We start from the raw sequence: 21,482 nt of genomic DNA, 5'->3' as shown, positions 1-21,482 counted from the left end.
GAAAAGCTGAGACGCCGACGGTATGGGCCTTCTCGTTCACTGGTGGCACAACGACCGAGAACGACGTCGGAGGGCGATCGCGATGGGTGGAAAGTACCCGAAGCAGATGACGGAGCCGCAGCAGGCCGATTCGGTGCAGCACACCGACCAGGGCGCTCGACCCGGTCGCACCACGGGTGGCCGGCGGGGGCGGCGCGCACTCGTCAGCGGGGCCATCGCCTCCCTTGTGTTGCTGGGCATGGCCTGGTGGGCGGTGGTGTCGACGGACGGAGGCCGGCTCGGGGTGGGCAGCAGCGGGGCCTCGGCGACAGGTCGCAGCGCATCGGAGGGGAAGGGCGCGGACGGGAGGAGCGGGGCCATTGGATCGGGTCGCCAAGTCACCCCCTTCGATACCGACCACCCCGCCGTGACCCGATTGGACCCCGCTCTGCTCACGGCTCTTCGGGCCGCCGCCACAGCGGCGAAGGAAGACGGCGTGGATCTCTTCGTCACCTCCGGCTGGCGCAGCAAGGAGTACCAGCGCGAGCTTCTCCAGCGGGGGATCGCGCGCCACGGAAGTCTGGAAAAGGCGCGCAAGTTCGTCAGCACTCCCGACAAGTCCGCACACGTGACGGGAAAGGCCGTCGACATCGGCCCGACGGACGCGGACGACTGGCTCATACGGAAAGGCGCCGCATTCGGCCTCTGCCAGAAGTACGCCAATGAGATGTGGCATTTCGAGCTGCTGACCGAGCCCGGAGGCACGTGTCCCGCACCCCTGCCCGACGCTGCCGGATGACGCGTGTCACCCGTCCGTCGCAGCGCGGCCGGTTCCGAGCGGTGCGACGCGTTCGCCATCGGGCGGACCGACCTCCGCGGAAAGCTCCATCGGCCTAGCCGCGAACCTTGCCGCCGACCTGCTCGCGGGCCCGGGCGGGCGTGCGGCGATGTGCAGCGGGGCGGCCGGGCCGATCGGCCGTCCCGGCTACGCCGTCAGCCACGCGGACCACTTAGGACATCCCAGAAAGGATCACCAGGCGTTAACGTGTTCCTTGACCTTCTGTTGACCAAGTTGGTCAATCCTTGACGTGCGAACGACAGCGCCACCACATGCCCGGAGGGAGGAAGTCAGTGCGTCACACGGCAGCCCGAAGCCTCTTACCGCTTCTCGTGATCGTCCTGTTCGCCCTGCCCTTCCTCGCCCCCGCCGTGACCGCTGCGTCCGCTCCCGTCCTCAGCTACGGCCCCACCAAGACCGAGCCCGGGAAGGAGCCCCGGGGCAGGACCTGCGAGCAGCCGGGCGAAGCGGCCAGTCCGTTACGCGCCCGCGACCGGCACCGAAGCGTTGACGTCGCACCGGCGACACCCCGCCCCCCACGGGCGACGAAGGATCCGGCTGCGGCGTACGAGCCGTACGTCCCCGCCGAGCACCACCAGCGCACGGCGAGATCCCTCACCGCTCACACCCCGGCCGCACTCCAGGTCTTCCGCTGCTGAGACCAGAGTCCTTCCCCCCACCTGTGCCTTGACAGCCCGACGCGCCCCAGGGGCGCGCCAGGAGGATTCACCACACCATGCAGCCCCTCATCGACAACGCCCGTGCGTTCGGACGGCAGCCTGAGGAGTTCGCGCGGCTGGCCGCCGGCCAGTCCCCCCAGGTCCTGTTCATCACCTGTTCCGACTCCCGGGTCGTTCCCGCGCTCATCACCGGCGCGCGCCCCGGGCAGCTCTTCGAACTGCGCACCGCGGGCAACATCGTCCCGCCCTACGCCTCCGTACACCCCACCAGCGAGGCAGCCACCATCGAGTACGCCGTGGAGATCCTCGGCGTCCAAGACGTCGTGGTCTGCGGCCACTCCCACTGCGGCGCCGTCGGCGCCCTGGTCCGCGGCGACGACCTGACCGGCGTCCCCGCCGTGCGTGACTGGCTCGCGCACGCCGCGCCCACCGCCACCTCCGGTGGCGCGGACGACCCGGCCGTAGCGGACGCGGTGCAGAGCCACGTCCTCGCGCAGCTGCTGCGCCTGCGGTCCTACCCGTGCATCGAACAACGGCTCGCGAGCGGCCAGCTCCGCGTGCACGGCTGGTACTACGAAGTGCACACCGGCTCCGTGCAGACCCACCGCGCCGACACCGACGCCTTCGTGGCTCTGTGAGTGGCCCGATGACCAGGTTCCCTCATTTGCGGCAGGACTTCGCCGCATCCCTCGTCGTCTTCCTCGTCGCGCTCCCGCTGTGCGTGGGCGTGGCCGTCGCCTCCGGAGTACCGGCCGAACTCGGCCTGATCACCGGCATCGTGGGCGGCATCGTCACCGGCCTGATGCGCGGCAGCAGCCTTCAGGTGTCCGGCCCGGCAGCCGGACTGACCGTGCTGGTCTTCGAGGCCGTCCGGGAGTTCGGACTGCCGGTGCTCGGTGCGATCGTGCTCGCCGCCGGCCTCCTCCAGGTCCTCATGGGCTTCCTGCGCACGGGGCGCTACTTCCGGGCCGTGTCGGTCTCGGTGGTGGAGGGCATGCTCGCCGGCATCGGCCTGGTGCTGATCGCCGGACAGCTCTACTCGATCGCCGGCTTCGAAGCCCCCGCTTCGGGCCTGAACAAGATCGCCGAACTGCCCGGGGCGCTCGTGCGGGCCCTGGAGTCCACCGACGCGATCGCATCCGTCACGATCGGCGCGGGCACCATCGCCGTCCTCGTCCTGTGGCGGCACGCACCGCGTCGGATGCGCACGGTCCCCGCGCCGCTGGCCGCGGTGGGCCTGGCCACACTGGTGGCCGCGGTCGGCGGGCTGCCCGTCGCCACGGTCGAGGTGAACGGCCTGCTCGACTCGATCCAGCCCCCGTCGGCCGACGCCTTCGGCACCCTGGCCACCGTGGGCGCGATCGGCACGGTCGTGGCGTTCACCCTGATCGCCTCCGCCGAGTCCCTGTTCGGAGCAGCCGCGGTCGACCGGCTGCACGACGGCCGGCGCACGGACTACGACAAGGAACTCATCGCCCAGGGCACGGGCAACGCGGTGTGCGGAGCGCTTGGCGCCCTGCCCATGACCGCGGTGATCGTGCGCAGCGCGGCGAACGTGCAGGCGGGCGCCCGGACCAAGGCGTCCCGTGTGCTGCACGGCGTGTGGCTGCTGCTGTTCGCGGCGCTGCTGCCGTCCGTCCTGGCGTACATCCCGATCCCGGCACTGGCGGGCATCCTGGTGCACGCCGGCTGCAAGCTGGTCCCCGTGCGGGGGTTGGTCAGCCTGTGGCGCCAGCACCGGGGCGAGGCCGTGGTCCTGGTGGTCACCGCCGTGTCCATCGTCGTGATCAGCATGTTCGAGGGCGTCCTCATCGGCCTTGCACTCGCCATCGCGAAGACGGCGTGGGAGGCGTCCCACGTCCGCCTGGAGGTCATAGACAAGGGCGCCGGACCCGTTCAGGCGTACCTGTCGGGCAATGCGACCTTCCTGCGGTTGCCGAAGATACTGGACAGCCTGGAGGCCCTGCCGAAGGACCGCCCGGTGGAGCTGGACCTCACGGGACTGCACCACCTGGACCACGCGTGTCGCACGGCACTGGAGACCTGGGCGGAGCGCCACAGCGCGGCCGACACCGACCCGGTGCGCATGACCACGCACTGACACCGGCGGACCGCTGCGCGCGGTCACCGTGTCACTGAGCGCTTGACGGCGCGGCGTCGGCCTTCGGGTCGGCGCCGCGCTGACGTTCCCGCCCGGGACGGATCAGTCGGTGGCCGCGGACGCTCCGCCCGCGGTCCGCCGCGCGTGCCACTCGCGGGCGATCTCGTCCAGGTCGTAGGGCTTCAGGCCCAGCGCAGGACCCGGCGGGGGCCGCAGCATCATCTCCATGATCCGCGGGTTCACCTCGGCCACGATGCGCCGGGCCGCCTCCGCGGAGGGCGCGGCCCACGCCGCCTCCAGGGCGTCCTCGGCCTCCTTGCGCAGGGCGAGGGCGGGCGGCAGGACGCTCATCCCCTCCCTGGCCATCTTCCGCTTGATCCACCACAGCTCGTCGTAGGGGGCCTCCACGTCGGCGGGGAGGGGCTTTCCGGCGCCCGGCAGGGAGGCGAATTCGCCCCGTGCCTCGGCATCGCGGATCTGGTGGTCCACCCAGGACTCTTGACTGACACCCGGCGGTTTGCGTTCGGTCATGTGTCCATGGTCCCAGACCGGCCGGTACGTCCCGCCCGGCCCGGCCGAGGGGTATACCTGGGCCCAGGAGGTGGGGCCGATGACCAAGCCGCAGACGGTGGACTTCTGGTTCGACCCGGTGTGCCCGTACACCTGGCTCACGTCCCGGTGGTTGGTGGAGGCGGCGGCCGTACGCCCCCTGGCCGTGCACTGGCGGGTGATGAGCCTGTCCGTCCTCAACGAACACCGGGACGAGAACCCCGAGGGCGACTGGGAGGAGTACATGTGGGCCCCGGTGCGGCTGTGCGCCGCGGTGGAGGCCCGGTACGGACAGCAGGCGCTCGGGGACCTGCTGACGGCGATGGGCAACCGCTTCCACCGCGACGGGGACTGGGGGAACCTCACCGGGGTCCTCACGGACGCCGGCCTGCCGCCGGAACTCGCGGGAGCGGCCGAGTCCACCGCGTACGACGACGCGATCCGCACCTCGCACGCCGAGGCCGTCGCGCTCGTCGGGGACGACGTCGGCACCCCCGTCCTCGCGGTCACCGCGCCGGACGGTGAGCGCGTAGGGTTCTTCGGCCCGGTCGTCGCCCCGGTGCCCACCGGTGAGGCGGCCGGACGCCTGTGGGACGGCTTCCTGCTGCTGGGCAGTGTCCCCGGCTTCTTCGAACTCTCCCGCGCCCGCCCCGCGCAGCCCCCGACGGACACGGTCGACGAGCCCGCCACCGACGAGCACATCGCCGGTCCCGCCGAGGTGTTCGACGCCCTGGGCGCCGACTACGAGCGTTCCTTCGCCCACTCCCCGGGACACCACGCGTCCCTGCGCCGCCTCCTGGCCGAACTGGCCCCCGGCAGCCGCGTCCTCGACCTGGGGTGCGGCACGGGACGACCCACCGCCCAGACCCTCGTGGACGCCGGCCACCGCGTCCTGGGCGTCGACATCTCGCCCGTCATGGTGGACCTCGCCTCCCGCCAGGTGCCCGGCGGCTCCTTCATCTGCGCCGACGTGCGCACCCTCGACCTCGCGGCCGGCTCCTACGACGCCGTGTGCGTGTACTTCTCCCTCCTCCAGATGTCCCGCGACGAGCAGTCCCGAACGCTCCACCGCATCGCCCGGGCGCTCGTCCCCGGCGGGCGGCTGGCCATCGCCACCGTCCCGCTGGACGTCGACGGCGTGACCGTCGAGTTCATGGGGCAGACGGTGCGGGTCACCAGCTTCGACTCCGAAGCCTTCACCGCCGTGGTGACCGCGGCGGGCTTCACGGTCCGGTGGTCGCACCAGGCCACGCTGGAACTGCCGGACCCGAACCGGCCCGCCGAGCCTCACCTCTTCCTGCTCTGTGAACGGACGTGACGCACCACGAACCGTGGACCGCCCCGCCCTGCGGCGCCCCCGTGCGTTGTCAGTGGTGGATGCCAGGCTGGTGGCATGGATGCGGAGAGCTTCATGCGGGGCCGGGTGTACGGCGCCGACCACGACCACCCCGGCCCCCGACCCGGCCGGGACTACGCCCAGTTGGTCGCTGGGCCGCTCGACGGCCTGCTGCTGGACCTCACGGACTGGACGCCAGACCAGCGGGAGACCGGCGCCGCACTCACCACCGAGATAGGCCGTTACGGAGCGGGCGGCAGGACCCTGTACCGTCCCCGCCCCGGCTGTCCCGGTCGATGGGACTGGGCCGGCGACGTCCCGTGACAGGCCCCGTTCTGACCCACTCGGTTAGGCTCTCCGCATGATCGATTCCACGTCGCTGGTGGGGGAGTTGCCGGAGTCCGACGGAGGCTGGGAGCCCGTGACGGGCGGCGAGTCCGGAGCCGTCGTCCTGCGCTCGTCGGACGACGCGCGGTACGCCAAGTGCGTCCCCGCCTCCGACACGGCCGAGCTGACGGCCGAACGCGACCGCGTCGCCTGGCTCGCCGAACAGGGCATCCCCGGCCCACGGGTGCTCGACTGGCGCGCGAACGAAACCGCGGCCGTACTGGTGACCAGCGCGGTCCCCGGAGTGCCCGCGGACCGGGTGCCGGCAGCGGACCTGTGGACGGCCTGGCGGTCGATCGCCGAAGCCGTACGCCAGGTGCACGACCTGCCCGCGGAGCGGTGCCCCTTCGCCCGCGACCTCACCGCCGTGTTCGCCACCGCCCGCGACGTCGTCGCCCGCGGCGCCGTCAACCCCGACTTCCTCCCTCAGGAGCAGCGGGACACCCCCGGCACGGAGCTGCTCGCCCGACTCGCGCCCCAACTGGACGAGCGCCTCGCCCAGGAAGCGGCCGAGACGGTCGTCTGCCACGGCGACCTGTGCCTGCCCAACATCGTCCTCGACCCCGCGACCCTGCGCGTCTCCGGCTTCATCGACCTCGGCCGCCTCGGCCGGGCCGACCGTTACGCCGACATCTCCCTGCTGCTCGCCAACTCCCGGGACACCTGGCCGGACGAACGGCAAGCACGGGCCGCGGACGAGGCGTTCGCCGAGCACTACGGCATCGCGCTCGACGCTGAACGCCAGCGCTTCTACCTCCACCTCGACCCGCTGACCTGGGGCTAGGGCCCGTCCCATCCAGGGGAGACGCCTAAGGAGCGTCCGCCGCTGCCTCGATCGCCGCGAGGTCGAGCTTGCTCATGGTGAACATGGCCCGCATCGCGCGGTCCGCGCGAGCCGGATCGGGGTCGCTCAGCACCTCGTCCAGACCGTGCGGCACCACCTGCCAGGACAGTCCGTACTTGTCCTTGAGCCAGCCGCATTGCCCCGGCTCGCCGCCGTCCGCGGTCAGTGCCCGCCAGTAGCGGTCCACCTCCTCCTGGTCCGCGCACTCGACCAGCAGCGACACCGCCTCGGTGAAGGTGAACTCGGGGCCGCCGTTGATCGCCGTGTACCGCTGGCCGTCGAGCTCGAAGTCCACGGTCAGCACGGTGCCCGCGGGCCGCGGCCCGGCCTCGCCGTAGTGCATGACCCGGGTGATCCGGGAGCGGGGGAAGATCGAACAGTAGAACTCGGCGGCTTCCTTGCCCTGCGTGTCGAACCACAGGTTCGGAATGATCCGGGGCATTGCACTCTCCTGGCGTTCGGGCGCGCTGTGCGCGCGGTCAACGGGCCCGCCACCCCGGGCGGCCGAAGCGGGACCCTCCACGTATGAAGACCGCTGCGGACCACGGAACTCACCGGTGTGCGGCAGTCTCCGAGGCCGGACATTGCCGGAAACGCCCCATGAACCCGCCGTCGCCGTCACGCATGCTCGTGCGAGGAACGGAAGACGGTGCGACGCACGCAGGGGGAGAAGCAGAGATGACGACACCAAGGTTACGGGCTGTTGCCGCCACCGCCGGGCTCGCGCTGCTGTTCGCCGCCGGGTGCAGCAGCGGAGACGGCGACCGGGACAACAGCGACGTACAGCTCCGGGTCGACAAGAAGGCGGCCCTCGCCGACGAGTCCGTGCGGATCCAGGTCACCGGTCTGGAAGCGGGCCAGAAGGTGAGGGTGACCTCGCAGGCCACGGACTACAAAGGGATGAAGTGGACCGGTCGGGCCGAGTTCGCCGCGGACAAGAAGGGGACGGTGGACCTGAACCGCGCCCGGCCGCGCTCGGGCACGTACGAGAAGGCCGACGGCATGGGCCTGTTCTGGTCGATGGAGCCCGCGAAGGGCGACCCCGACGAGTCGTTCTTCGCCCCCAAATGGCCGCAGGACCAGTCCTCGTACGAGGTGGACCTGGCCGTCGAGACCGACGGGGAACAGGTCGCGGTCGAGCGGCTGACCCGCACCTGGCTGCGCGAGGGCGTAACCCACCGGTCGCTGACCGCGGCGAAGGACGGGGTGGTCGGCACGCTGTACCTGCCGGCACCCGGGCAGGAGCGCCGAACGCCGGTGTTGAACCTCGGCGGCTCGGAAGGCGGCCCCAGCGACCCGTACTCCGCCGCCGTGTGGGCCTCCCGAGGGCACCCCGTGCTCGCCCTGTGCTACTTCGGCTGCCCCGAGCGCCCGGAGAACCTGGGGCGGATCGAGCTGGGCTACTTCGCCTCCGCGGCCCGGCTGCTGCACAAGGAAGCCGGCGCTCCGGTACGGCGGCCGACCGTCATCGGCTCCTCGCGCGGCAGCGAGGCCGCGCAGCTCCTCGCGCAGTACCACCCTGAGCTGGTCCACGACGTCGTCCTCTTCTCGCCGAGCGAGAACACCAACCCCGGGTTCCCTATCGGGAGAGAGCCGGCCTGGACGAAGGACGGCAAGGCGATCGAGCACATCACGATCCCCCTCGACCGGGTGCGCGGTACGGTGCTCGCCGTCGCCGGCGGTGAGGACGGACTGTGGCCGACGGCGGATTCCGTGAAGAGGATCGCCGAGCAGCGCGGCGCGTCGGGCCAGCAGCACCGATCCCTGACCTACGACGACGCCGGGCACTCCCTCGGCATGCCGCCGAACCTCCCTAAGGGCCTGCGCTTCAAGCACCCGGTGCATGGCGCGCTCATGAACATGGGCGGCACCCGGGTCGCGAACGAACAGGCGCGCTCGGACAGTTGGGCGCAGACGCTGAAACTGCTCCAGAGCTGAGGGCCGACGGGGCACCGGGGACTACCGCGGTCGCCCGCACGTGGGATATGGGTGGCTGGGTGCCCCGCCCGGGGGCGCCCACCACTCGTGAGGAGGCCCCCGTGGACGGCTGGTACGTGGACGACCGCTGTACGAACTGTGACGTCGCCCGGCAGCTCGCACCCGAAGTGCTCGTCGAGGTCGACGGGAAGTCGCAGGTGCGGCGCTTACCGGTGGACGAGGCGGAGACCCGGCTCCTGCACGCCGCGGCCTTCGCCTGCCACACCCGCTCGATCCGCCCCGCCTCCGGTCGGCTGGACCCGGCCGACGACCCCTTCCCGCTGGCCCTGGACGACGACGTGCTGCTGTGCGGGCACAACTCCCCGCAGACCGCGGGCGCCAACGCGTACCTGCTCCGGCGCCCGGACGGCACGCAGATGATGATCGACACGCCGCGGTGGAGCACGTCGCTCGCCGAACGGTACGCGGTCAGGGGCCCGGTCACCGACGTGCTGCTGACCCACCGCGACCACGCCGCACACGGCCGTCGCTACGCCGACCACTACGGTGCCCGCCTGTGGATCCACCAAGGCGACATCGACGCCGCGCCGGACGCGGACCGCGTCCTCGACGGCACCGAGCCGAAGGAGATCGCCGAAGGCGTCACCGTCCATCCGCTGCCCGGCCACACCGAGGGCAGCGTGCTGTACGTCGCCGACGGCCGGTACTGCTTCAGCGGCGACAGCTTCTACTGGTCGCGCACGACCGACGACCTGGCCGTCGCGGAGAGCGTGACCTGGTACTCCATCGAAGAACTGGCCGCCTCCCTGGCGAGGGTGGCGCCGCAGCTGCGGTTCGAGTGGGTGCTGCCGGGCCACGGCGACCGACGGCGCCTGCCGGCCGACGAGATGTCCCGTCGGCTGCGGGCGCTGGCGCACCGCACACAACTGCTCCAGCCCCGCCCGATCGACTTCACGGCCATCCGCTGGTGAACCCCGACCGGCCGCCGTCAGCCAGGGCGGTCGGCGGCCGATTCCGTACTTTCGGCCGGTCCGCCACCGGGCCCCGCTCCCTAACCTGATCACCATGACGAACGCGCAACGGCCACCCCGACCGCCAGCGGCGACGCCCGGCGGCGAACCCGGCACCAAGCTGGCCGCAGCCCTGCGTTCGCTAGCCTGATCGGCGTGACCGCTGTGGACCGGTGGGCCGCGAAGGCCCCCGCCGTCGCGCTCGGCGCCCTGTTCCTGGCGGCGATCGCCCTCCAAGCACTCGCCGTGGAAGAGAGCTGGGGAGCCGCGTACTGGCTCCTCGGCACCGTCGCCTCCGTGGTCGTGTGCGCCCTCGCGCTGCTGCGCCACCGCGCCTTGATGCGGACGGCGGTCGCGGGCGTCGGCGTAGCGGCCGTGACCGTACTCGTCGGACTCCTGCCCGACGTCCGACTGCCCGCCGAACCCGGGCCCGCGATGACCCTGGGGCTCGCGGTGCTCGTCGGATCCGCCGTCAGGACCCTGTCCGCGCCGCGGGCAGCCGTCCTCGCCGCCGCCGGGCTGCCGCTGATCGCCGGACAACTCGCGGCCCGACCGTCGTCCTCGGTGGCGGCCATCACCGCCGTGGGCTGGCTGACGGCCGTCGCGGTGGGCCTGTGGGCCCGCGCCCACGACGACCGAACACGGGCCACCGCCGACGGCGTGCGCCGGGCGGAGCGGCTCGAACTCGCCCGGGAACTCCACGACGTCGTCGCCCACCACATCACCGGCATGCTGATCGAGGCCCAGGCCGCCCAGGTCGTGGCCCGACGGGACCCGGGGAAGGTCCCGGACTCGCTGGCCGAGATCGAAGCCGCCGGCTCGGAAGCGCTGGTCGCGATGCGCCGCGTCGTGGGGCTGCTGCGCGACACCGACGACGCGGCGCCCGCCTCGCCCGGCCCGGAGGAGCTGAGCGCGCTGGTGGAACGGTTCGCCCGACAGGGCCCGCAGGTGCGCCTGCGCACGCCCGAGGGCGCCGCCGACTGGCCGCCCGAAGTGACCAGCACCGTGTACCGCATCGTCCAGGAAGCGCTCACCAACGTCCTGCGCCACGCACCCGGCGCCCGTACGGTCGAGGTCGACGTCGCCCGCTCCCGGGAAGGCGTCGCCGTCGAGGTCGTCGACGACGCCCCGCCGCACCCCGCCCGCCCCCGCCCGCGCGGCGGCTACGGACTGGTCGGCATGCGCGAACGCGTCGAGACGCTCGGCGGCTCGCTGCACGCCGGCCCCCGACCCGGCCCCGGCTGGTCCGTACGGGCCACCCTGCCCGTCCCCACCAGGGAGCCCGCCCCATGACCATCACGGTCCTCATCGCCGACGACCAGGCGATGATCCGCCGCGGGCTGCGCCTCATCCTGGAGGACCAGCCCGACATCACCGTCGTCGGGGAAGCGGCGGACGGGGCCGACGCGATCGCGCTGGCCAGACGGCTGCGCCCCGACGTCTGCCTCGTCGACATCAGAATGCCCGCGCTCGACGGCATCGAGGTCACCCGGGCGCTCGCCGGCCCGGAGGCGGTCGACCCGCTGCGGGTCATCGTCGTCACCACCTTCGACCTCGACGAGTACGTGTACGGGGCGCTGCGCGGCGGCGCGGTGGGCTTCGTCCTCAAGGACGCCGGGCCCGCCCTGTTGATCGAAGCCGTCCGCGCCGCCCACAACGGGGAGGCGCTGGTCTCGCCGTCGATCACCCTCAGACTGCTGCGCCACCTCAACGACGACGCTCCCAGGCCCCGCTCGGGCAGCCGGCAGCCGCCGCCCCTGACCGGCCGGGAGATGGAAGTCGTCCGGGCCGTCGCACGGGGGCGCACCAATCAGGAGATCGGCTCCGAACTGTTCATCTCGCTGAGCACGGTGAAGGGGCACGTGTCCGGCATCCAGGCCAAGCTCGGGCTGCGCAACCGGGTCGAGGTGGCGGCCTGGGCCTGGGAGAACCGCTTTGTCGACACGGACCCCGCCTGACGCGGCGCACCGCGTCGCGAACCGGTCGAAAGTACGGTCCCCGAGCGCCGGAACCGTCCGTGAGGCCGGTGCCGACCACCGGGACGAACCCTGAGGATTCAGGGCATGTCACACCCAGAACACCCGCCCACGCTGCACGCCGACGGCTTGACGAAGTCGTACGGCCGCCGCGGCACACCGGCCCTGAACGATGTGCACCTCACCGTCCCCGCCGGCCGCGTCATCGGCCTGGTCGGACCGAACGGCGCCGGCAAGTCGACGCTGCTGCACCTTGCCTGCGGACTGATCGAGCCCACGGCGGGCTCGCTGACCGTCCTCGGCGCGCGCCCGGGCGCAGGCGCCGCCCACCTCGCCAGGGTCGGCTTCGTCGCCCAGAACACCCCCGTGTACGGCTCCTTCACCGTCGAAGAACACCTTGAGCTGGGCGCCAAGACGAACCCGGCGTGGGACGCCGCACTCGCCGAGCGCCGCATCCGCCAGGTCGGGCTGGACATGAAGAAGCGGGCCGGACAGCTCTCCGGCGGCCAGCGGGCACAGCTCGCGCTGACCGTCGCCGCGGCCAAGCGCCCCGAACTGCTCATCCTCGACGAGCCGGCGGCGGCCCTCGACCCACTGGCCCGCAAGGGGTTCCTGCACCACCTCATGGAGTTCGTCCAGGAACTCGGCGCCAGCGCCATCCTGTCCTCGCACCTCCTCGGCGACATCGCCCAGGTCTGCGACCACCTCGTCGTGCTCTGCGACGCACGGGTCCAACTCGCCGGCGACACCCGCGACCTGCTGGCCCGGCACGCCCGGCTGGTGGCGCCGCGCCACCGGTTCGACCGGCTGCCCGCCGGGATCGAGGTCATCTCGGCGGAACACCGCACCACCCACACCACCGCCCTGGTGCGGGCCACGGGCCGGCCCCAGTGGGCGGCGCACCCGGTCGAACCCGTCCCCCTCGAAGAACTCGTCCTCGGATACCTGACCCGGGCGACCGGCGCGCTCGCCGCCCGGTCCGTCACCGCCGACGCAGGGGAGGGCCGGCGATGATCTGGCTGACCTGGCGGCAGTTCCGCGCCCAAGCGCTCTTCGGTCTCGGCGCGCTGCTCGTCATCGCCGCGTTCCTCACCTACCTGGGTGCCGACATCCGCGACGGCTTCGACGCCTACCGCGCCACCTGCGACGACGGGGGCGACTGCGCCCGGGCGAGGGACCAGTTCGAGAGCGCCCACAAGAACCCCCTGCTGTTCGTCGCGGCCGGACTCGGCCTCGTCCCCGCCGTCATCGGCACGTTCTGGGGCGCGCCGCTGATCGCACGGGAGTTGGAGACGGGCACCCATCGACTGGTGTGGAACCAGAGCGTCACCCGACGGCGCTGGCTGCTCACCAAGGTCCTCGTCGTGGGCCTCGCGGCCGTGGTGTTCACGGGAACCGCCGCCGCCCTGCTGACCTGGGCCGCCCACCCGTTCGACGAGATCGCCGAGAACCGCTTCGGCGCCGTGGAGTTCGGTGCCCGCGACGTCGTCCCGTTCGGCTACGCCGCGCTGGCCTTCACCGTCGGCACGGTGAGCGGACTGCTCCTGCGGCGCACCCTGCCCGCGATGGCCGTGACCCTCGTCGGCTTCATCGCCTTCCAGTTCTTCTTCCCCAACGTCGTACGGCCCGACCTCATGCCGCCGCAAACCGCCCAACTCCCCATGACGGTCCAGGCCATCAACGGGGCGAAGAACCTGGGCAGCATCGCCGGCGGAGCCGTCATCAACGGGGTGCGGATCCCGAACGCCCCCGACGCGTGGATCGCCGACACCAGCCCGCTGCGCACCGCGAACGGCGCGACGCTCGACGAAGCCACGTTCGGCGACTGCCTCGACAGCCCGCCCAAGACCGGTGCGGACGGCACCTTCGGTGACACCGCCGTGTGCCTGGCCAAGCACGACCTGCACGTCGAGGTCCGCTATCACCCGGGCAGCCGCTACTGGATCTTCCAAGGGCTGGAGAGCGCGATCTACCTGGTGCTCAGCGCGCTGCTGACCGCCTTCGGCCTCTGGCGGATCCAACGCCGGACGAGTTGATGCGCGCCCCGGCACACCGGTCCGGCATGCTGGGGCGCGGACGGACGCCACCGCGGAACGGGGGAGTCCGCCGCGGAAGAGGGAGGCAGGAACATGGGAGGCAGCGACGTGATCGTCTGGGTGAACGGCGCGTTCGGCAGCGGGAAGACCACCTTGGTGGACGCGCTGCGACCGCACTGGCCCGAAGCCCTCGTGTACGACCCGGAACAGGTCGGCTATCTGCTGCGGGAGATCGTGCCGGTGCCGACCGGCAACTTCCAGGACCTGCGGCTGTGGCGACGACAGGTCGTCGAACTGGCCGCGGGGCTGGTGGCGGAGTACCGCCGTCCCCTGCTGGTCCCGATGACCCTGGTCGACCCGGGGTATCACGCGGAGATCTTCGACGGGCTGCGGGACCGCGGCATCGCCGCCCACCACTTCTTCCTGAAGGTCTCCCCGCAGGTCCTCGAAGCGCGGATCGACAACCGGATCCACGCTCCGGGCGACCCGGAGCAGGAGGCGAAGGTCCGCAGCTGGTGCAAGGAGCAGATCGCGTCGTGCGTCGCCGCGGTCGACGCCCTGCCCGGTGACACCGTGTTCCTGGACGGCGAAGCGCCCACCGGTGACCTGGTCGACCAGGTGCTGGCCCGCGTCCGTCCGGGCAGCGGAGAGTAGCGCACCGCCTCTCGGTCGGCGGCCGTCGCCGCTGCTAGCGTGCGGGCGTGGATCTCTTCCTACGCTCGTGGGCGGCGTTGCGGACGGCCGTCGCCGAGCTCGCCGACGAGGACCTCGCCCGCCCGTCCGGCTGCACCGGATGGCTCGTGCGGGACCTGGTGTGCCACCTGGTCGTCGACGCCCAGGACGTCCTGATCACCCTGGTGACCCCGACCGACGCCGCGGTGACACGCAACGCGGCGACGTACTGGGAGGTCGCCGGGGAGTCGCCGAGCGGTGACGACCCGCTCGACGCGCTCACCGTACGGCTGGCCGCCGCGTACGGGGAGTCCTGGCTGCTGAAGTTCCACCTCGACGACGTCGGCTCGGCGGCCGGCCGCGCCGCCGAACTCGCCGACCCCGCCCTACGGGTGAGCACCCGTGACGTGGTGCTGACGGCGGGCGACTACCTCCACGCGTACGTGATGGAGTGGACGCTGCACCACCTGGACCTGGTCGCGCACCTGCCGAAGGCGCCCCGGCCGCCCGCCGATGCGCTGGCCGGCGCCCGCGCGCTGCTGGAGGAGATCGCCGGGGCGGCCTTCCCGACGTCTTGGGCCGACGAGGACGCCCTGCTCGTCGGCACCGGCCGGCGCACTGCGACACCAGAGGAGGGGGCAGCACTGGCCGAGGCGGGTCTGCGGGTCCCGCTCGTCCTCGGCTGACGGAACGTCCCCTCACGCCGCGGGCGTGGCCCGCCGGCGATCGGGAACGCCGAGCCGAACGGGCACGCCGGGGGAGTAGAGGACGCTGACGGGGGCCTCGCGGGGCGCGGGCAGCCCCGCGGCCGTGACCAGGCTCTCCTCACAGTGGAGCAGATCGGCGCGGTACAGGGGCCAGCGCGGGTGGTGGTTCGCCAGATAGGACGCCCCGCCGAAGAACCCGTTGTGCATTCCCCACCGCGCGGTGAGGAAGTGCTCCAACTCGGTCGGCTCCTCGATGCGTTCACCCCGACGCACCCGCAGTCGGCTGGCTGCCTCGCGCGGCCCGGGCCAGCGGCGCGAGCTGGTGTACGTGACGGTGTCGCCGACGGCCCGGACCGCCATCCGCGACCACACGTACGGCAGCCGGAACCCCACGCGCCCCATCACCACCGGTATCAGCCGGGAGGCGTCCATGGACCGGAAGACGACGCCGCGCCGGCCGTGCCCGTCCACCGAGTACAGCCGGACGTTGGTCTCCGGGAAGGACCCCAGGTACGGCACGCCGGGCAGCCTGAGCCACCCCACCTTGTGCATGCGGAACGCGACGAGGCCCACGTACGTCACGCCGTCGTACGTGTCGGGGACGGTGCCGCGGGGGAGCAGCGGCGCCACCGCGTCCGGCGGCACTGCCCAGTGCACGAAGCACAGGTCGAGCCACTGCTGGGTGAGGAGCGGGGTGGACACCGGGGCCGGGGCGTCGGGGGTGATGGGCGCTGGAGTCTGCACCCGGCAAGAATGGCAGAGCCGGGGGACCGGCACGGGGCCGGTCCGACTGCACGGTACGAGCGTCGCGACCGCGAGCGGGACCGCGCGGCCCGGGAGCCACCGGTCGTACCTCTGTGCCGTCGCCGGTTCCTAGGTCGCGTCGGCTCTTCGCAGGCCGCGGATGGCCGGTACGGCGAGCAGCAGGCCGACGGTGACCACGAGCATCGCCGAGGAGAAGAACAGCACCGGCTCGGCACCGACCCCCGTGGACACCGGCCCGACCGCGACCTGCCCCACCGGTCTCATCACGAGCGAACCGGCGACGTCGTAGGCGTGCACCCGGCCGAGCACGTCGGGCGGGATCTTCGTTTGGACGCTGGTGTGGAACATGACGATCCAGAACGCCGCCCCCGCCCCCTGGACGACGTAGCCGGTCGCAATGAGCGCAGGGGGCAGTTGCAGGGCCACCGCGAGCAGGCTGAAGACCGTGCCGAGCAGCGCGACGGCGCCCGCCCGCAGCGGGCGGACCGGTTTGAACCGCATGGCGACGAGCCCGCCGAAGACGCTGCCCAGGCCGAACATCGCGAGGACGAGGCCGAGGGTGCCCTCGCCGTGCCAGGTGGTGATCAGGCTCGGTCCCAGGGCGAGGAAGGGGCCGTTCACCGTCACCTGGTAGAACATCCAGATCACGATGACGCCCCAGAGCCAGGTGCGGGCCCGGAACTCCCGCCAGCCCTCGGCGAGGTCGCGGTGGATGGTGGTGCGTCGGGGCGAGCGCGGGATCTTCAACCGCAGGGCGAGGAGGCAGACCGCGCTGATCGCGAACGTCGCGGCGTCGATCGCGAGGACGACCGGGACGGAGGCGAAGGCGAGCAGCAGCCCCGCGGTGGCGGGGCCCGCCACGGTCATCAGCGACTCCGCCACGCGGATCGCCCCGTTGGCCTTCTGGACGTCGCTGGCGATCTGCGGGATGACGCTCGCGTAGCCGGGTTGGAAGGCCGCGGTGCTCACCCCGCTCAGCGCCAGCAGACCGAGGACCAGCCACAGCGGGGGGTCGCCGGTGGCGAAGGCGAGCGCCAGGGCTGCGTGGAGGACCAGCCGGAGCACGTCCGCGACGATCATGACGCGCACCGGTGTGAACCGGTCCACGAGGACGCCGCCGTAGATGACGAAGAGGGCCAGCGGCGCCGTGTGGGAGGCGAGGGCGTACCCGACGCCGTTGACGCCGTGCCCCGCCTGGAGCATGGCGACCGTCATCGTCGTCGGTATGAGCATGTGGTCGCCGAGGACGGACACCGTCCGCGCCACGAAGAAGAGGGTGAAGTCGCGGGACCAGACGTGCTCGGAGGTTCGCGTCGTCTCGGGTGTCAGGAGCACCAGGGAACCCTGCCCGGCCGCCTTGCCGTTCATGTGGGCCGCTACCGCAACCGCGGTCGATTCACGGCGTGATGATCAAGCGATCAGTAGCATGCCGTCCGACTGGCGCCGGGCGCGCCACGTCATCCGCGGCACCGGGCAGACGGCGACAAGGGGCAGGGGCATGGACCGTTTCAGTGGGAAGACCGTCCTCATCACCGGCGGCACCAGCGGGATGGGCCTGGCGACGGGGCACCGGCTGATCGCGGAGGGCGCCCGCGTCGTGATCACGGGCCGGGCCCGGGACCGCGTGGACGCCGCCGTCGAGGAACTCGGCCCGAACGCCACCGGCGCCGTCGCCGACACCGGTGACCTGGGTGCGATCGCGGCGCTGATGGACCTCGTCCGGGATCGGCACGGCCGGGTGGACAGCCTCTTCGCCAACGCCGGCACCGGCACGATCCGTGCGTTCGAGGACATCACGGAGGAGGACTTCGACCAGGCCGTCGACGTCAACCTCAAGGGGGTCTTCTTCACGGTCCAAAGGGCGCTGCCGCTGCTGGTGGACGGCGGCTCGGTCGTCATCAACGCGTCCTGGACCCTGCACCGTGGGAACAGCGCCCTCACGGTGTACTCGGCGACCAAGGCGGCCGTGCACAACCTGGCCAGGACCCTGGCCGCCTCGCTCGCTCCGCGGGGGATCCGGGTGAACTCCGTCAGCCCCGGGTACATCGAGACGCCCATGTACCCGGCCGACGCGCTGAGTCCGGCCGAGGCCGAGGTCATCACGGGACGGGTCGTCACGGGCAGGTTCGGTCGGCCGGAGGAGGTCGCGGCGGCCGTGGCCTTCCTCGCCTCGTCGGACGCGTCCTACGTCAACGGCCAGGACCTGGTGGTCGACGGGGGACTGGTCGGGGCCATCCCCGGCTGACGAACGCACGCGGGGTCAGCGGGTGGCCGTCACCACGTGATAGTCGAGGATCCCCCGCTCGAAGGCGCGCAGGAAGTTCCGCGGCCAGGTGTCCGGGGCCCACCAGCGGCTGAGCCACAGGTCCCACCCCGGCCACACCTGCGCCCCGATCGACTCGACGCGCACATCGGTGAGCCCGGCCGCCGAGAACGCGTCCGCCAGGGCGGACACCGGGCGGGCGATGTCCAGGCCGTTGGCGAACGTGTCGAGGAGGCCCGCGAGTTCCTCCGGGCGGGCGGGCGCGTCGTCCACGGTGAAGAAGCTGGTCACGGCCGTTCGCCCGCCGGGACGCAGCACCCGCGAGGTCTCCCGTGCGAAGGCGTCCAGGTCGGGGAAGTGCTGAGCGGCCTCCACGCTGACGACGGCGTCGAACCCGCCGTCCTCCAACGGGATCTCCTCCGCGGCCCCTTGGACGAACCGCAGCCGTCCCGGCTCCCGCCGCAGCAGGTCCACGTGCGTCTCACGGGCGCGCTGGAGCTGCTGGGGGTGGATGTCCACGGCGGTCACCGCGGCGGGACCGTACTCCTCCAGAGCCAGGGCGGAGCCCATCCCGAGCCCGCAGCCCACCTCCAGCACGCTGCTGTGCTCGGTGAGCGCAACGGTGTCCAAGACGTGTCGGTACAGGTCCTGTTGGCTGCGCACACGCTCCTGCTCGCCGAGCGGCCGGGTCAGGTCCACGGCCCGCCAGTAGCCGAAGTTGATGAAACCGCCGCCGAAGATCGGTTCACGGCTGAGATCGGCTGGCCCGTACGTCTCATGCACCGTGGGGCGCATCGTCGGGCTTGTCCCCTGGACACCGTCGGCCACTCTTGCCTCCTCGAATCCGGATCTCCCCATCATGCCCGGATCCCACGGGCGTCCCCCAGGGAACGGCGGATTCCGGGCAGCGGGGCCGAGTTCAGCGGGTCAGCGGCGGGGGCAGCCGGGGCGGGACTCGGCGGCGGTCTTCAGATCGCGCAACCATCCTTCGAGGCCCTGTCGCAGGACCTCCGTCGCGAAGGAGACGTTCTGCTCGACCAAGGGGCCGGCATGGGTCTCCTCGGTGCTGACCCGGATGCCGCCCTGGACCTTGGTGAAGGTCCACACGTGCACGCCGTCGATGCGCAGCCCCTCGCCGACCGCGGGACCGGTCCAGCGGATGCAGGAGTTCCGCTTGATCTGCTCCACGGTCGAGGTGATGTCCAGGCTGGGGGCGGGCGTCACCGGATTGGGCGGCACCGGGGTCGTCCACCGGAACGCCGTTCCCTTCCGGAACGGGCCGTCGTCGAGGCGGTCCATGGAAGTGACGTGCTGCTGCCAGGAAGGCCAGCGCTCCACGTCGGTCTGGAGCTTCCAGACGACGTGCAACGGGGCGTCGATCACGGTCTCCGTGCGGTAGCGCACCGGGGCCTCGGGATCGACGCCCTCCCCGCGGCAGGTGAGGGACCCGGCGGGCTGGGCGGGGGTGGCTGCGGCAGGTGCGACGGCCGTGCCGAGGAGGCCGGCGGCAACGAAGGGGACGGTGAGGAGGGCGGCGCGGGCGCTGCGGCTGCGGACGAAGGACATGACGGTCTCCTGGTCAAGTGATGGACGAAGGGCGGGCATTGAGGGCTCGTCAGCCCATTGCGTTAGAAGCTCTTCGGTACGTTAGAAGTTATAACGTGATGTCGCGCGGTGAGGCAAGTGGCTGAGTGATACCCTCTAGCGAAACTTTTGAGCTCTAGCTGAGAGGGTGGGGCGGTCCATGACGGAGCCGGGAACGAAGACCCCGCGGGAGCGCTACCGGGCCCAGGTGCGCGCGGAAGTCAAGGAACGCGCCTGGCAGCAGATCGCCACGGCGGGTGCGTCCGCGCTCTCCCTCAACGCGATCGCCAAACAGATGGGCATGAGCGGGCCCGCGCTCTACCGCTACTTCGCCAGCCGCGACGAGTTGATCACCGAACTCATCCGGGAGGCGTACGGAAGCCTCGCCGGCACCCTGCGCGCGGCCCGGTCCGCCGGCGCCGACCTGGCCCGACTGGCGTACGAGCTCAGGGAGTGGGCCCTGGCCGATCCCCAGCGCTACCTCCTCATCTACGGCACCCCGGTCCCCGGCTACCGCGCGCCCGAAGAGCTGACCGGTGTCGCGTCCGAGACCATGGCGACCCTGCTCGACGCGTGCGCCGCGCACGAGTGGGACGGCGACGGGGCGCCGTTCGCCGTCCACCTCGAAAGGCACCGCGAGTGGGCCGACGACCACCCCGCCCCCGCCGCGACCGTCCATCGGGCCCTGACCTTCTGGACCCGGCTGCACGGCCTGCTGTCCCTGGAACTCGCCGGCCACTTCACCGGGATGCGCTTCGATCCGGCCCTGCTCTACGCGGCCGAAGTGGACGACCTACTGGCGCACCGACGCACCTGACGCCCGGTCCCTCACCCCGAGCCGCACGGGATGACGCCGGCGTCCCGCAGGTCCGACCACAGCCGGTCGGGAACGGGGCGGGCGAGCGAAGCGGCCGAATCCTCGATCTCCTCCGGTGAGCGCGCCCCGACGACGACGGCCGCCACGGCGGGGTGCGTGAAGGGGAACTGGAGCGCCGCGGCAGTCGGCGGTACGCCGTGGCGCGCACACGCCTCGTGCACGGCCTGCACCCGGGCGGCCAACGCGGGCGGAACGTGCTCGTGCCCGTGCGGCGCGCCCGGCCGCGGATCGAGCAGCAGCCCGGACTGGAGCACGCCGGCGGCCAGGACCGCCACGCCGCGCTCCTGGCACAGCGGTAGCAGCGCGTCGAGCCCGGACTGGTCGAGCAGGCTCCACCGGCCGGCCAACATCACGCAGTCCGGCCCGGGCGCCGACGCCTCGCGCAGGAAGCGCACGGCCACGTCGGCGTGGTTCACCCCGAGGGAGACCGCCCCGATGACCCCGGCGCGCCGCAGGTCGTCCAGGGCGCGGTAGGCGTCGCCGACGGCGCGCGGGAAGTCCTGTTCGGGATCGTGGACGTGGAGCACGTCGACGCGGTCCAGCCCCAGCCGCTCCAGGCTCTGGTGCAGCGACCGGACGACGCCGCCGTACGAATAGTCCAGGCGCGCCCCGAGGCCCGCGGGCGCGCCGGCCCAGATCGGCTGGGTGTCCGGGCCGCCCGGCTCGATGAGTCGCCCCACCTTGGTGCACAGCACGTAGGCGTCGCGCCGCTCGCTGCCGAGCGCCGCACCGGTACGGGTCTCGGAGAGCCCGTAGCCGTACACGGGGGCGGTGTCGAAGAGCCGTATGCCGAGTTCCCGGGAGCGGCGCACGGTCTCCACGGCCCGCTCGTGCGGCACCGCCCGGAACAGCCCCCCGATGGAGGCCAGTCCGAGGCCGAGCCTGCTGACCGTCAGACCGGTCCGGCCGAGGGGGATCGAGTCGTCTGCGCGCATGGGGC

General features: G+C 72.2%; 24 protein-coding genes. 17 read left to right on the top strand and 7 right to left on the bottom strand.

Annotation, left to right across the window (positions count from 1 at the left end):
• Positions 1 to 22: 22 nt before the first annotated feature.
• From AB0E05_RS22700 to AB0E05_RS22685, 4 genes are all read left to right on the top strand, one after another.
• Positions 23 to 778: a M15 family metallopeptidase gene (locus tag AB0E05_RS22700; RefSeq protein ID WP_361966263.1), complete on the top strand. Its 756-nt coding sequence runs from the start codon at positions 23 to 25 to the stop codon at positions 776 to 778.
• 371 nt (positions 779 to 1,149) lie between these two features.
• Complete coding sequence (locus AB0E05_RS22695) at positions 1,150 to 1,476, top strand: hypothetical protein (protein ID WP_361966261.1); 327 nt, start codon at positions 1,150 to 1,152, stop codon at positions 1,474 to 1,476.
• 77 nt (positions 1,477 to 1,553) lie between these two features.
• Positions 1,554 to 2,135 carry a carbonic anhydrase gene (locus AB0E05_RS22690; RefSeq protein WP_361966259.1) on the top strand — a complete coding sequence of 194 codons (582 nt, stop codon included), beginning with the start codon at positions 1,554 to 1,556 and terminating at the stop codon, positions 2,133 to 2,135.
• A gap of 8 nt (positions 2,136 to 2,143) precedes the next feature.
• A complete protein-coding gene (locus AB0E05_RS22685; protein WP_361966257.1) occupies positions 2,144 to 3,598 on the top strand; it encodes a SulP family inorganic anion transporter in 1,455 nt (484 codons plus the stop codon).
• A gap of 102 nt (positions 3,599 to 3,700) precedes the next feature.
• Here the strand turns inward: AB0E05_RS22685 and AB0E05_RS22680 are convergent, their stop codons facing one another.
• Positions 3,701 to 4,129 (bottom strand): DUF1992 domain-containing protein, encoded by a 429-nt coding sequence (locus tag AB0E05_RS22680; RefSeq protein ID WP_361966255.1) that lies wholly within the window; start codon positions 4,127 to 4,129, stop codon positions 3,701 to 3,703.
• Positions 4,130 to 4,847: 718 nt separating this feature from the next.
• Here AB0E05_RS22680 and AB0E05_RS22675 point away from each other — a divergent pair.
• The 3 genes from AB0E05_RS22675 to AB0E05_RS22665 all read left to right on the top strand — a co-directional run bounded on the left by AB0E05_RS22675 (position 4,848) and on the right by AB0E05_RS22665 (position 6,654).
• The gene (locus AB0E05_RS22675) at positions 4,848 to 5,465 is read left to right on the top strand and encodes a class I SAM-dependent methyltransferase (protein WP_361966483.1); all 618 of its coding nucleotides are present in this window, start codon (positions 4,848 to 4,850) and stop codon (positions 5,463 to 5,465) included.
• A 75-nt stretch (positions 5,466 to 5,540) separates the two neighbouring features.
• On the top strand, positions 5,541 to 5,807 hold the full coding sequence (locus AB0E05_RS22670; RefSeq protein ID WP_361966253.1) for a hypothetical protein: 267 nt from the start codon (positions 5,541 to 5,543) through the stop codon (positions 5,805 to 5,807).
• Between the two features lie 37 nt (positions 5,808 to 5,844).
• Positions 5,845 to 6,654 (top strand): APH(3'') family aminoglycoside O-phosphotransferase, encoded by an 810-nt coding sequence (locus tag AB0E05_RS22665; protein ID WP_361966251.1) that lies wholly within the window; start codon positions 5,845 to 5,847, stop codon positions 6,652 to 6,654.
• Between the two features lie 25 nt (positions 6,655 to 6,679).
• Here AB0E05_RS22665 and AB0E05_RS22660 read toward each other — a convergent pair whose 3' ends face one another.
• Positions 6,680 to 7,156 (bottom strand): VOC family protein, encoded by a 477-nt coding sequence (locus tag AB0E05_RS22660; RefSeq protein ID WP_361966248.1) that lies wholly within the window; start codon positions 7,154 to 7,156, stop codon positions 6,680 to 6,682.
• Between the two features lie 236 nt (positions 7,157 to 7,392).
• Between AB0E05_RS22660 and AB0E05_RS22655 the strand changes: the two genes are divergently transcribed.
• The 8 genes from AB0E05_RS22655 (at position 7,393) to AB0E05_RS22620 (ending at position 15,032) form a co-directional block, all read left to right on the top strand.
• Positions 7,393 to 8,652 carry an acyl-CoA thioesterase/bile acid-CoA:amino acid N-acyltransferase family protein gene (locus AB0E05_RS22655; RefSeq protein ID WP_361966246.1) on the top strand — a complete coding sequence of 420 codons (1,260 nt, stop codon included), beginning with the start codon at positions 7,393 to 7,395 and terminating at the stop codon, positions 8,650 to 8,652.
• Between the two features lie 101 nt (positions 8,653 to 8,753).
• On the top strand, positions 8,754 to 9,623 hold the full coding sequence (locus AB0E05_RS22650) for an MBL fold metallo-hydrolase (protein WP_361966244.1): 870 nt from the start codon (positions 8,754 to 8,756) through the stop codon (positions 9,621 to 9,623).
• 195 nt (positions 9,624 to 9,818) lie between these two features.
• The gene (locus AB0E05_RS22645) at positions 9,819 to 10,955 is read left to right on the top strand and encodes a histidine kinase (RefSeq protein WP_361966242.1); all 1,137 of its coding nucleotides are present in this window, start codon (positions 9,819 to 9,821) and stop codon (positions 10,953 to 10,955) included.
• Positions 10,952 to 11,620, top strand: a complete 669-nt coding sequence (locus AB0E05_RS22640; protein ID WP_361966240.1) for a response regulator transcription factor — start codon at positions 10,952 to 10,954, stop codon at positions 11,618 to 11,620. Before AB0E05_RS22645 ends, AB0E05_RS22640 begins: the two co-directional genes overlap by 4 nt.
• Positions 11,621 to 11,725: 105 nt before the next feature.
• Positions 11,726 to 12,652, top strand: a complete 927-nt coding sequence (locus AB0E05_RS22635; RefSeq protein ID WP_361966238.1) for an ABC transporter ATP-binding protein — start codon at positions 11,726 to 11,728, stop codon at positions 12,650 to 12,652.
• A complete protein-coding gene (locus AB0E05_RS22630) occupies positions 12,649 to 13,674 on the top strand; it encodes an ABC transporter permease subunit (RefSeq protein ID WP_361966236.1) in 1,026 nt (341 codons plus the stop codon). The genes AB0E05_RS22635 and AB0E05_RS22630 overlap by 4 nt, the downstream gene beginning before the upstream one ends.
• A gap of 108 nt (positions 13,675 to 13,782) precedes the next feature.
• Positions 13,783 to 14,328: an AAA family ATPase gene (locus AB0E05_RS22625; RefSeq protein ID WP_361966481.1), complete on the top strand. Its 546-nt coding sequence runs from the start codon at positions 13,783 to 13,785 to the stop codon at positions 14,326 to 14,328.
• A gap of 47 nt (positions 14,329 to 14,375) precedes the next feature.
• The gene (locus AB0E05_RS22620) at positions 14,376 to 15,032 is read left to right on the top strand and encodes a maleylpyruvate isomerase N-terminal domain-containing protein (protein ID WP_361966234.1); all 657 of its coding nucleotides are present in this window, start codon (positions 14,376 to 14,378) and stop codon (positions 15,030 to 15,032) included.
• Positions 15,033 to 15,044: 12 nt separating this feature from the next.
• Here AB0E05_RS22620 and AB0E05_RS22615 read toward each other — a convergent pair whose 3' ends face one another.
• Entirely contained in the window at positions 15,045 to 15,797 is a 753-nt protein-coding gene (locus AB0E05_RS22615; protein WP_361966232.1) for a DUF2071 domain-containing protein, read from the bottom strand.
• A 129-nt stretch (positions 15,798 to 15,926) separates the two neighbouring features.
• Positions 15,927 to 17,153 carry an MFS transporter gene (locus AB0E05_RS22610; protein ID WP_361966230.1) on the bottom strand — a complete coding sequence of 409 codons (1,227 nt, stop codon included), beginning with the start codon at positions 17,151 to 17,153 and terminating at the stop codon, positions 15,927 to 15,929.
• A 163-nt stretch (positions 17,154 to 17,316) separates the two neighbouring features.
• Between AB0E05_RS22610 and AB0E05_RS22605 the strand changes: the two genes are divergently transcribed.
• On the top strand, positions 17,317 to 18,063 hold the full coding sequence (locus AB0E05_RS22605; protein ID WP_361966228.1) for an SDR family oxidoreductase: 747 nt from the start codon (positions 17,317 to 17,319) through the stop codon (positions 18,061 to 18,063).
• Positions 18,064 to 18,078: 15 nt separating this feature from the next.
• Here AB0E05_RS22605 and AB0E05_RS22600 read toward each other — a convergent pair whose 3' ends face one another.
• Together AB0E05_RS22600 and AB0E05_RS22595 are read right to left on the bottom strand one after the other, a co-directional pair.
• Positions 18,079 to 18,909 carry a methyltransferase domain-containing protein gene (locus tag AB0E05_RS22600; protein WP_361966226.1) on the bottom strand — a complete coding sequence of 277 codons (831 nt, stop codon included), beginning with the start codon at positions 18,907 to 18,909 and terminating at the stop codon, positions 18,079 to 18,081.
• A gap of 99 nt (positions 18,910 to 19,008) precedes the next feature.
• Positions 19,009 to 19,647: an SRPBCC family protein gene (locus AB0E05_RS22595; protein ID WP_361966224.1), complete on the bottom strand. Its 639-nt coding sequence runs from the start codon at positions 19,645 to 19,647 to the stop codon at positions 19,009 to 19,011.
• Positions 19,648 to 19,825: 178 nt separating this feature from the next.
• Between AB0E05_RS22595 and AB0E05_RS22590 the strand changes: the two genes are divergently transcribed.
• Positions 19,826 to 20,482, top strand: a complete 657-nt coding sequence (locus tag AB0E05_RS22590; protein ID WP_361966222.1) for a TetR/AcrR family transcriptional regulator — start codon at positions 19,826 to 19,828, stop codon at positions 20,480 to 20,482.
• 11 nt (positions 20,483 to 20,493) lie between these two features.
• Here the strand turns inward: AB0E05_RS22590 and AB0E05_RS22585 are convergent, their stop codons facing one another.
• Entirely contained in the window at positions 20,494 to 21,477 is a 984-nt protein-coding gene (locus tag AB0E05_RS22585) for an aldo/keto reductase (protein ID WP_361966220.1), read from the bottom strand.
• Between the last annotated feature and the right edge of the window lie 5 nt (positions 21,478 to 21,482).

The organism is Streptomyces sp. NPDC048057, assembly GCF_040653095.1.
GTDB lineage: Bacteria > Actinomycetota > Actinomycetes > Streptomycetales > Streptomycetaceae > Streptomyces.
Note: the sequence above shows the minus strand (reverse complement) of the source record. Positions and strands in the feature narration are given on the sequence as shown.

Coding starts and splice junctions, on each gene's coding strand:
- AB0E05_RS22635 (WP_361966238.1), top strand. CDS start 11,726: ATGTCACACCCAGAACACCCGCCCACGCTGCACGCCGACGGCTTGACG.
- AB0E05_RS22630 (WP_361966236.1), top strand. CDS start 12,649: ATGATCTGGCTGACCTGGCGGCAGTTCCGCGCCCAAGCGCTCTTCGGT.
- AB0E05_RS22605 (WP_361966228.1), top strand. CDS start 17,317: ATGGACCGTTTCAGTGGGAAGACCGTCCTCATCACCGGCGGCACCAGC.
- AB0E05_RS22680 (WP_361966255.1), bottom strand. CDS start 4,129: ATGACCGAACGCAAACCGCCGGGTGTCAGTCAAGAGTCCTGGGTGGAC.
- AB0E05_RS22655 (WP_361966246.1), top strand. CDS start 7,393: ATGACGACACCAAGGTTACGGGCTGTTGCCGCCACCGCCGGGCTCGCG.
- AB0E05_RS22640 (WP_361966240.1), top strand. CDS start 10,952: ATGACCATCACGGTCCTCATCGCCGACGACCAGGCGATGATCCGCCGC.
- AB0E05_RS22660 (WP_361966248.1), bottom strand. CDS start 7,156: ATGCCCCGGATCATTCCGAACCTGTGGTTCGACACGCAGGGCAAGGAA.
- AB0E05_RS22700 (WP_361966263.1), top strand. CDS start 23: ATGGGCCTTCTCGTTCACTGGTGGCACAACGACCGAGAACGACGTCGG.
- AB0E05_RS22690 (WP_361966259.1), top strand. CDS start 1,554: ATGCAGCCCCTCATCGACAACGCCCGTGCGTTCGGACGGCAGCCTGAG.
- AB0E05_RS22665 (WP_361966251.1), top strand. CDS start 5,845: ATGATCGATTCCACGTCGCTGGTGGGGGAGTTGCCGGAGTCCGACGGA.
- AB0E05_RS22590 (WP_361966222.1), top strand. CDS start 19,826: ATGACGGAGCCGGGAACGAAGACCCCGCGGGAGCGCTACCGGGCCCAG.
- AB0E05_RS22670 (WP_361966253.1), top strand. CDS start 5,541: ATGGATGCGGAGAGCTTCATGCGGGGCCGGGTGTACGGCGCCGACCAC.
- AB0E05_RS22585 (WP_361966220.1), bottom strand. CDS start 21,477: ATGCGCGCAGACGACTCGATCCCCCTCGGCCGGACCGGTCTGACGGTC.
- AB0E05_RS22595 (WP_361966224.1), bottom strand. CDS start 19,647: ATGTCCTTCGTCCGCAGCCGCAGCGCCCGCGCCGCCCTCCTCACCGTC.
- AB0E05_RS22685 (WP_361966257.1), top strand. CDS start 2,144: ATGACCAGGTTCCCTCATTTGCGGCAGGACTTCGCCGCATCCCTCGTC.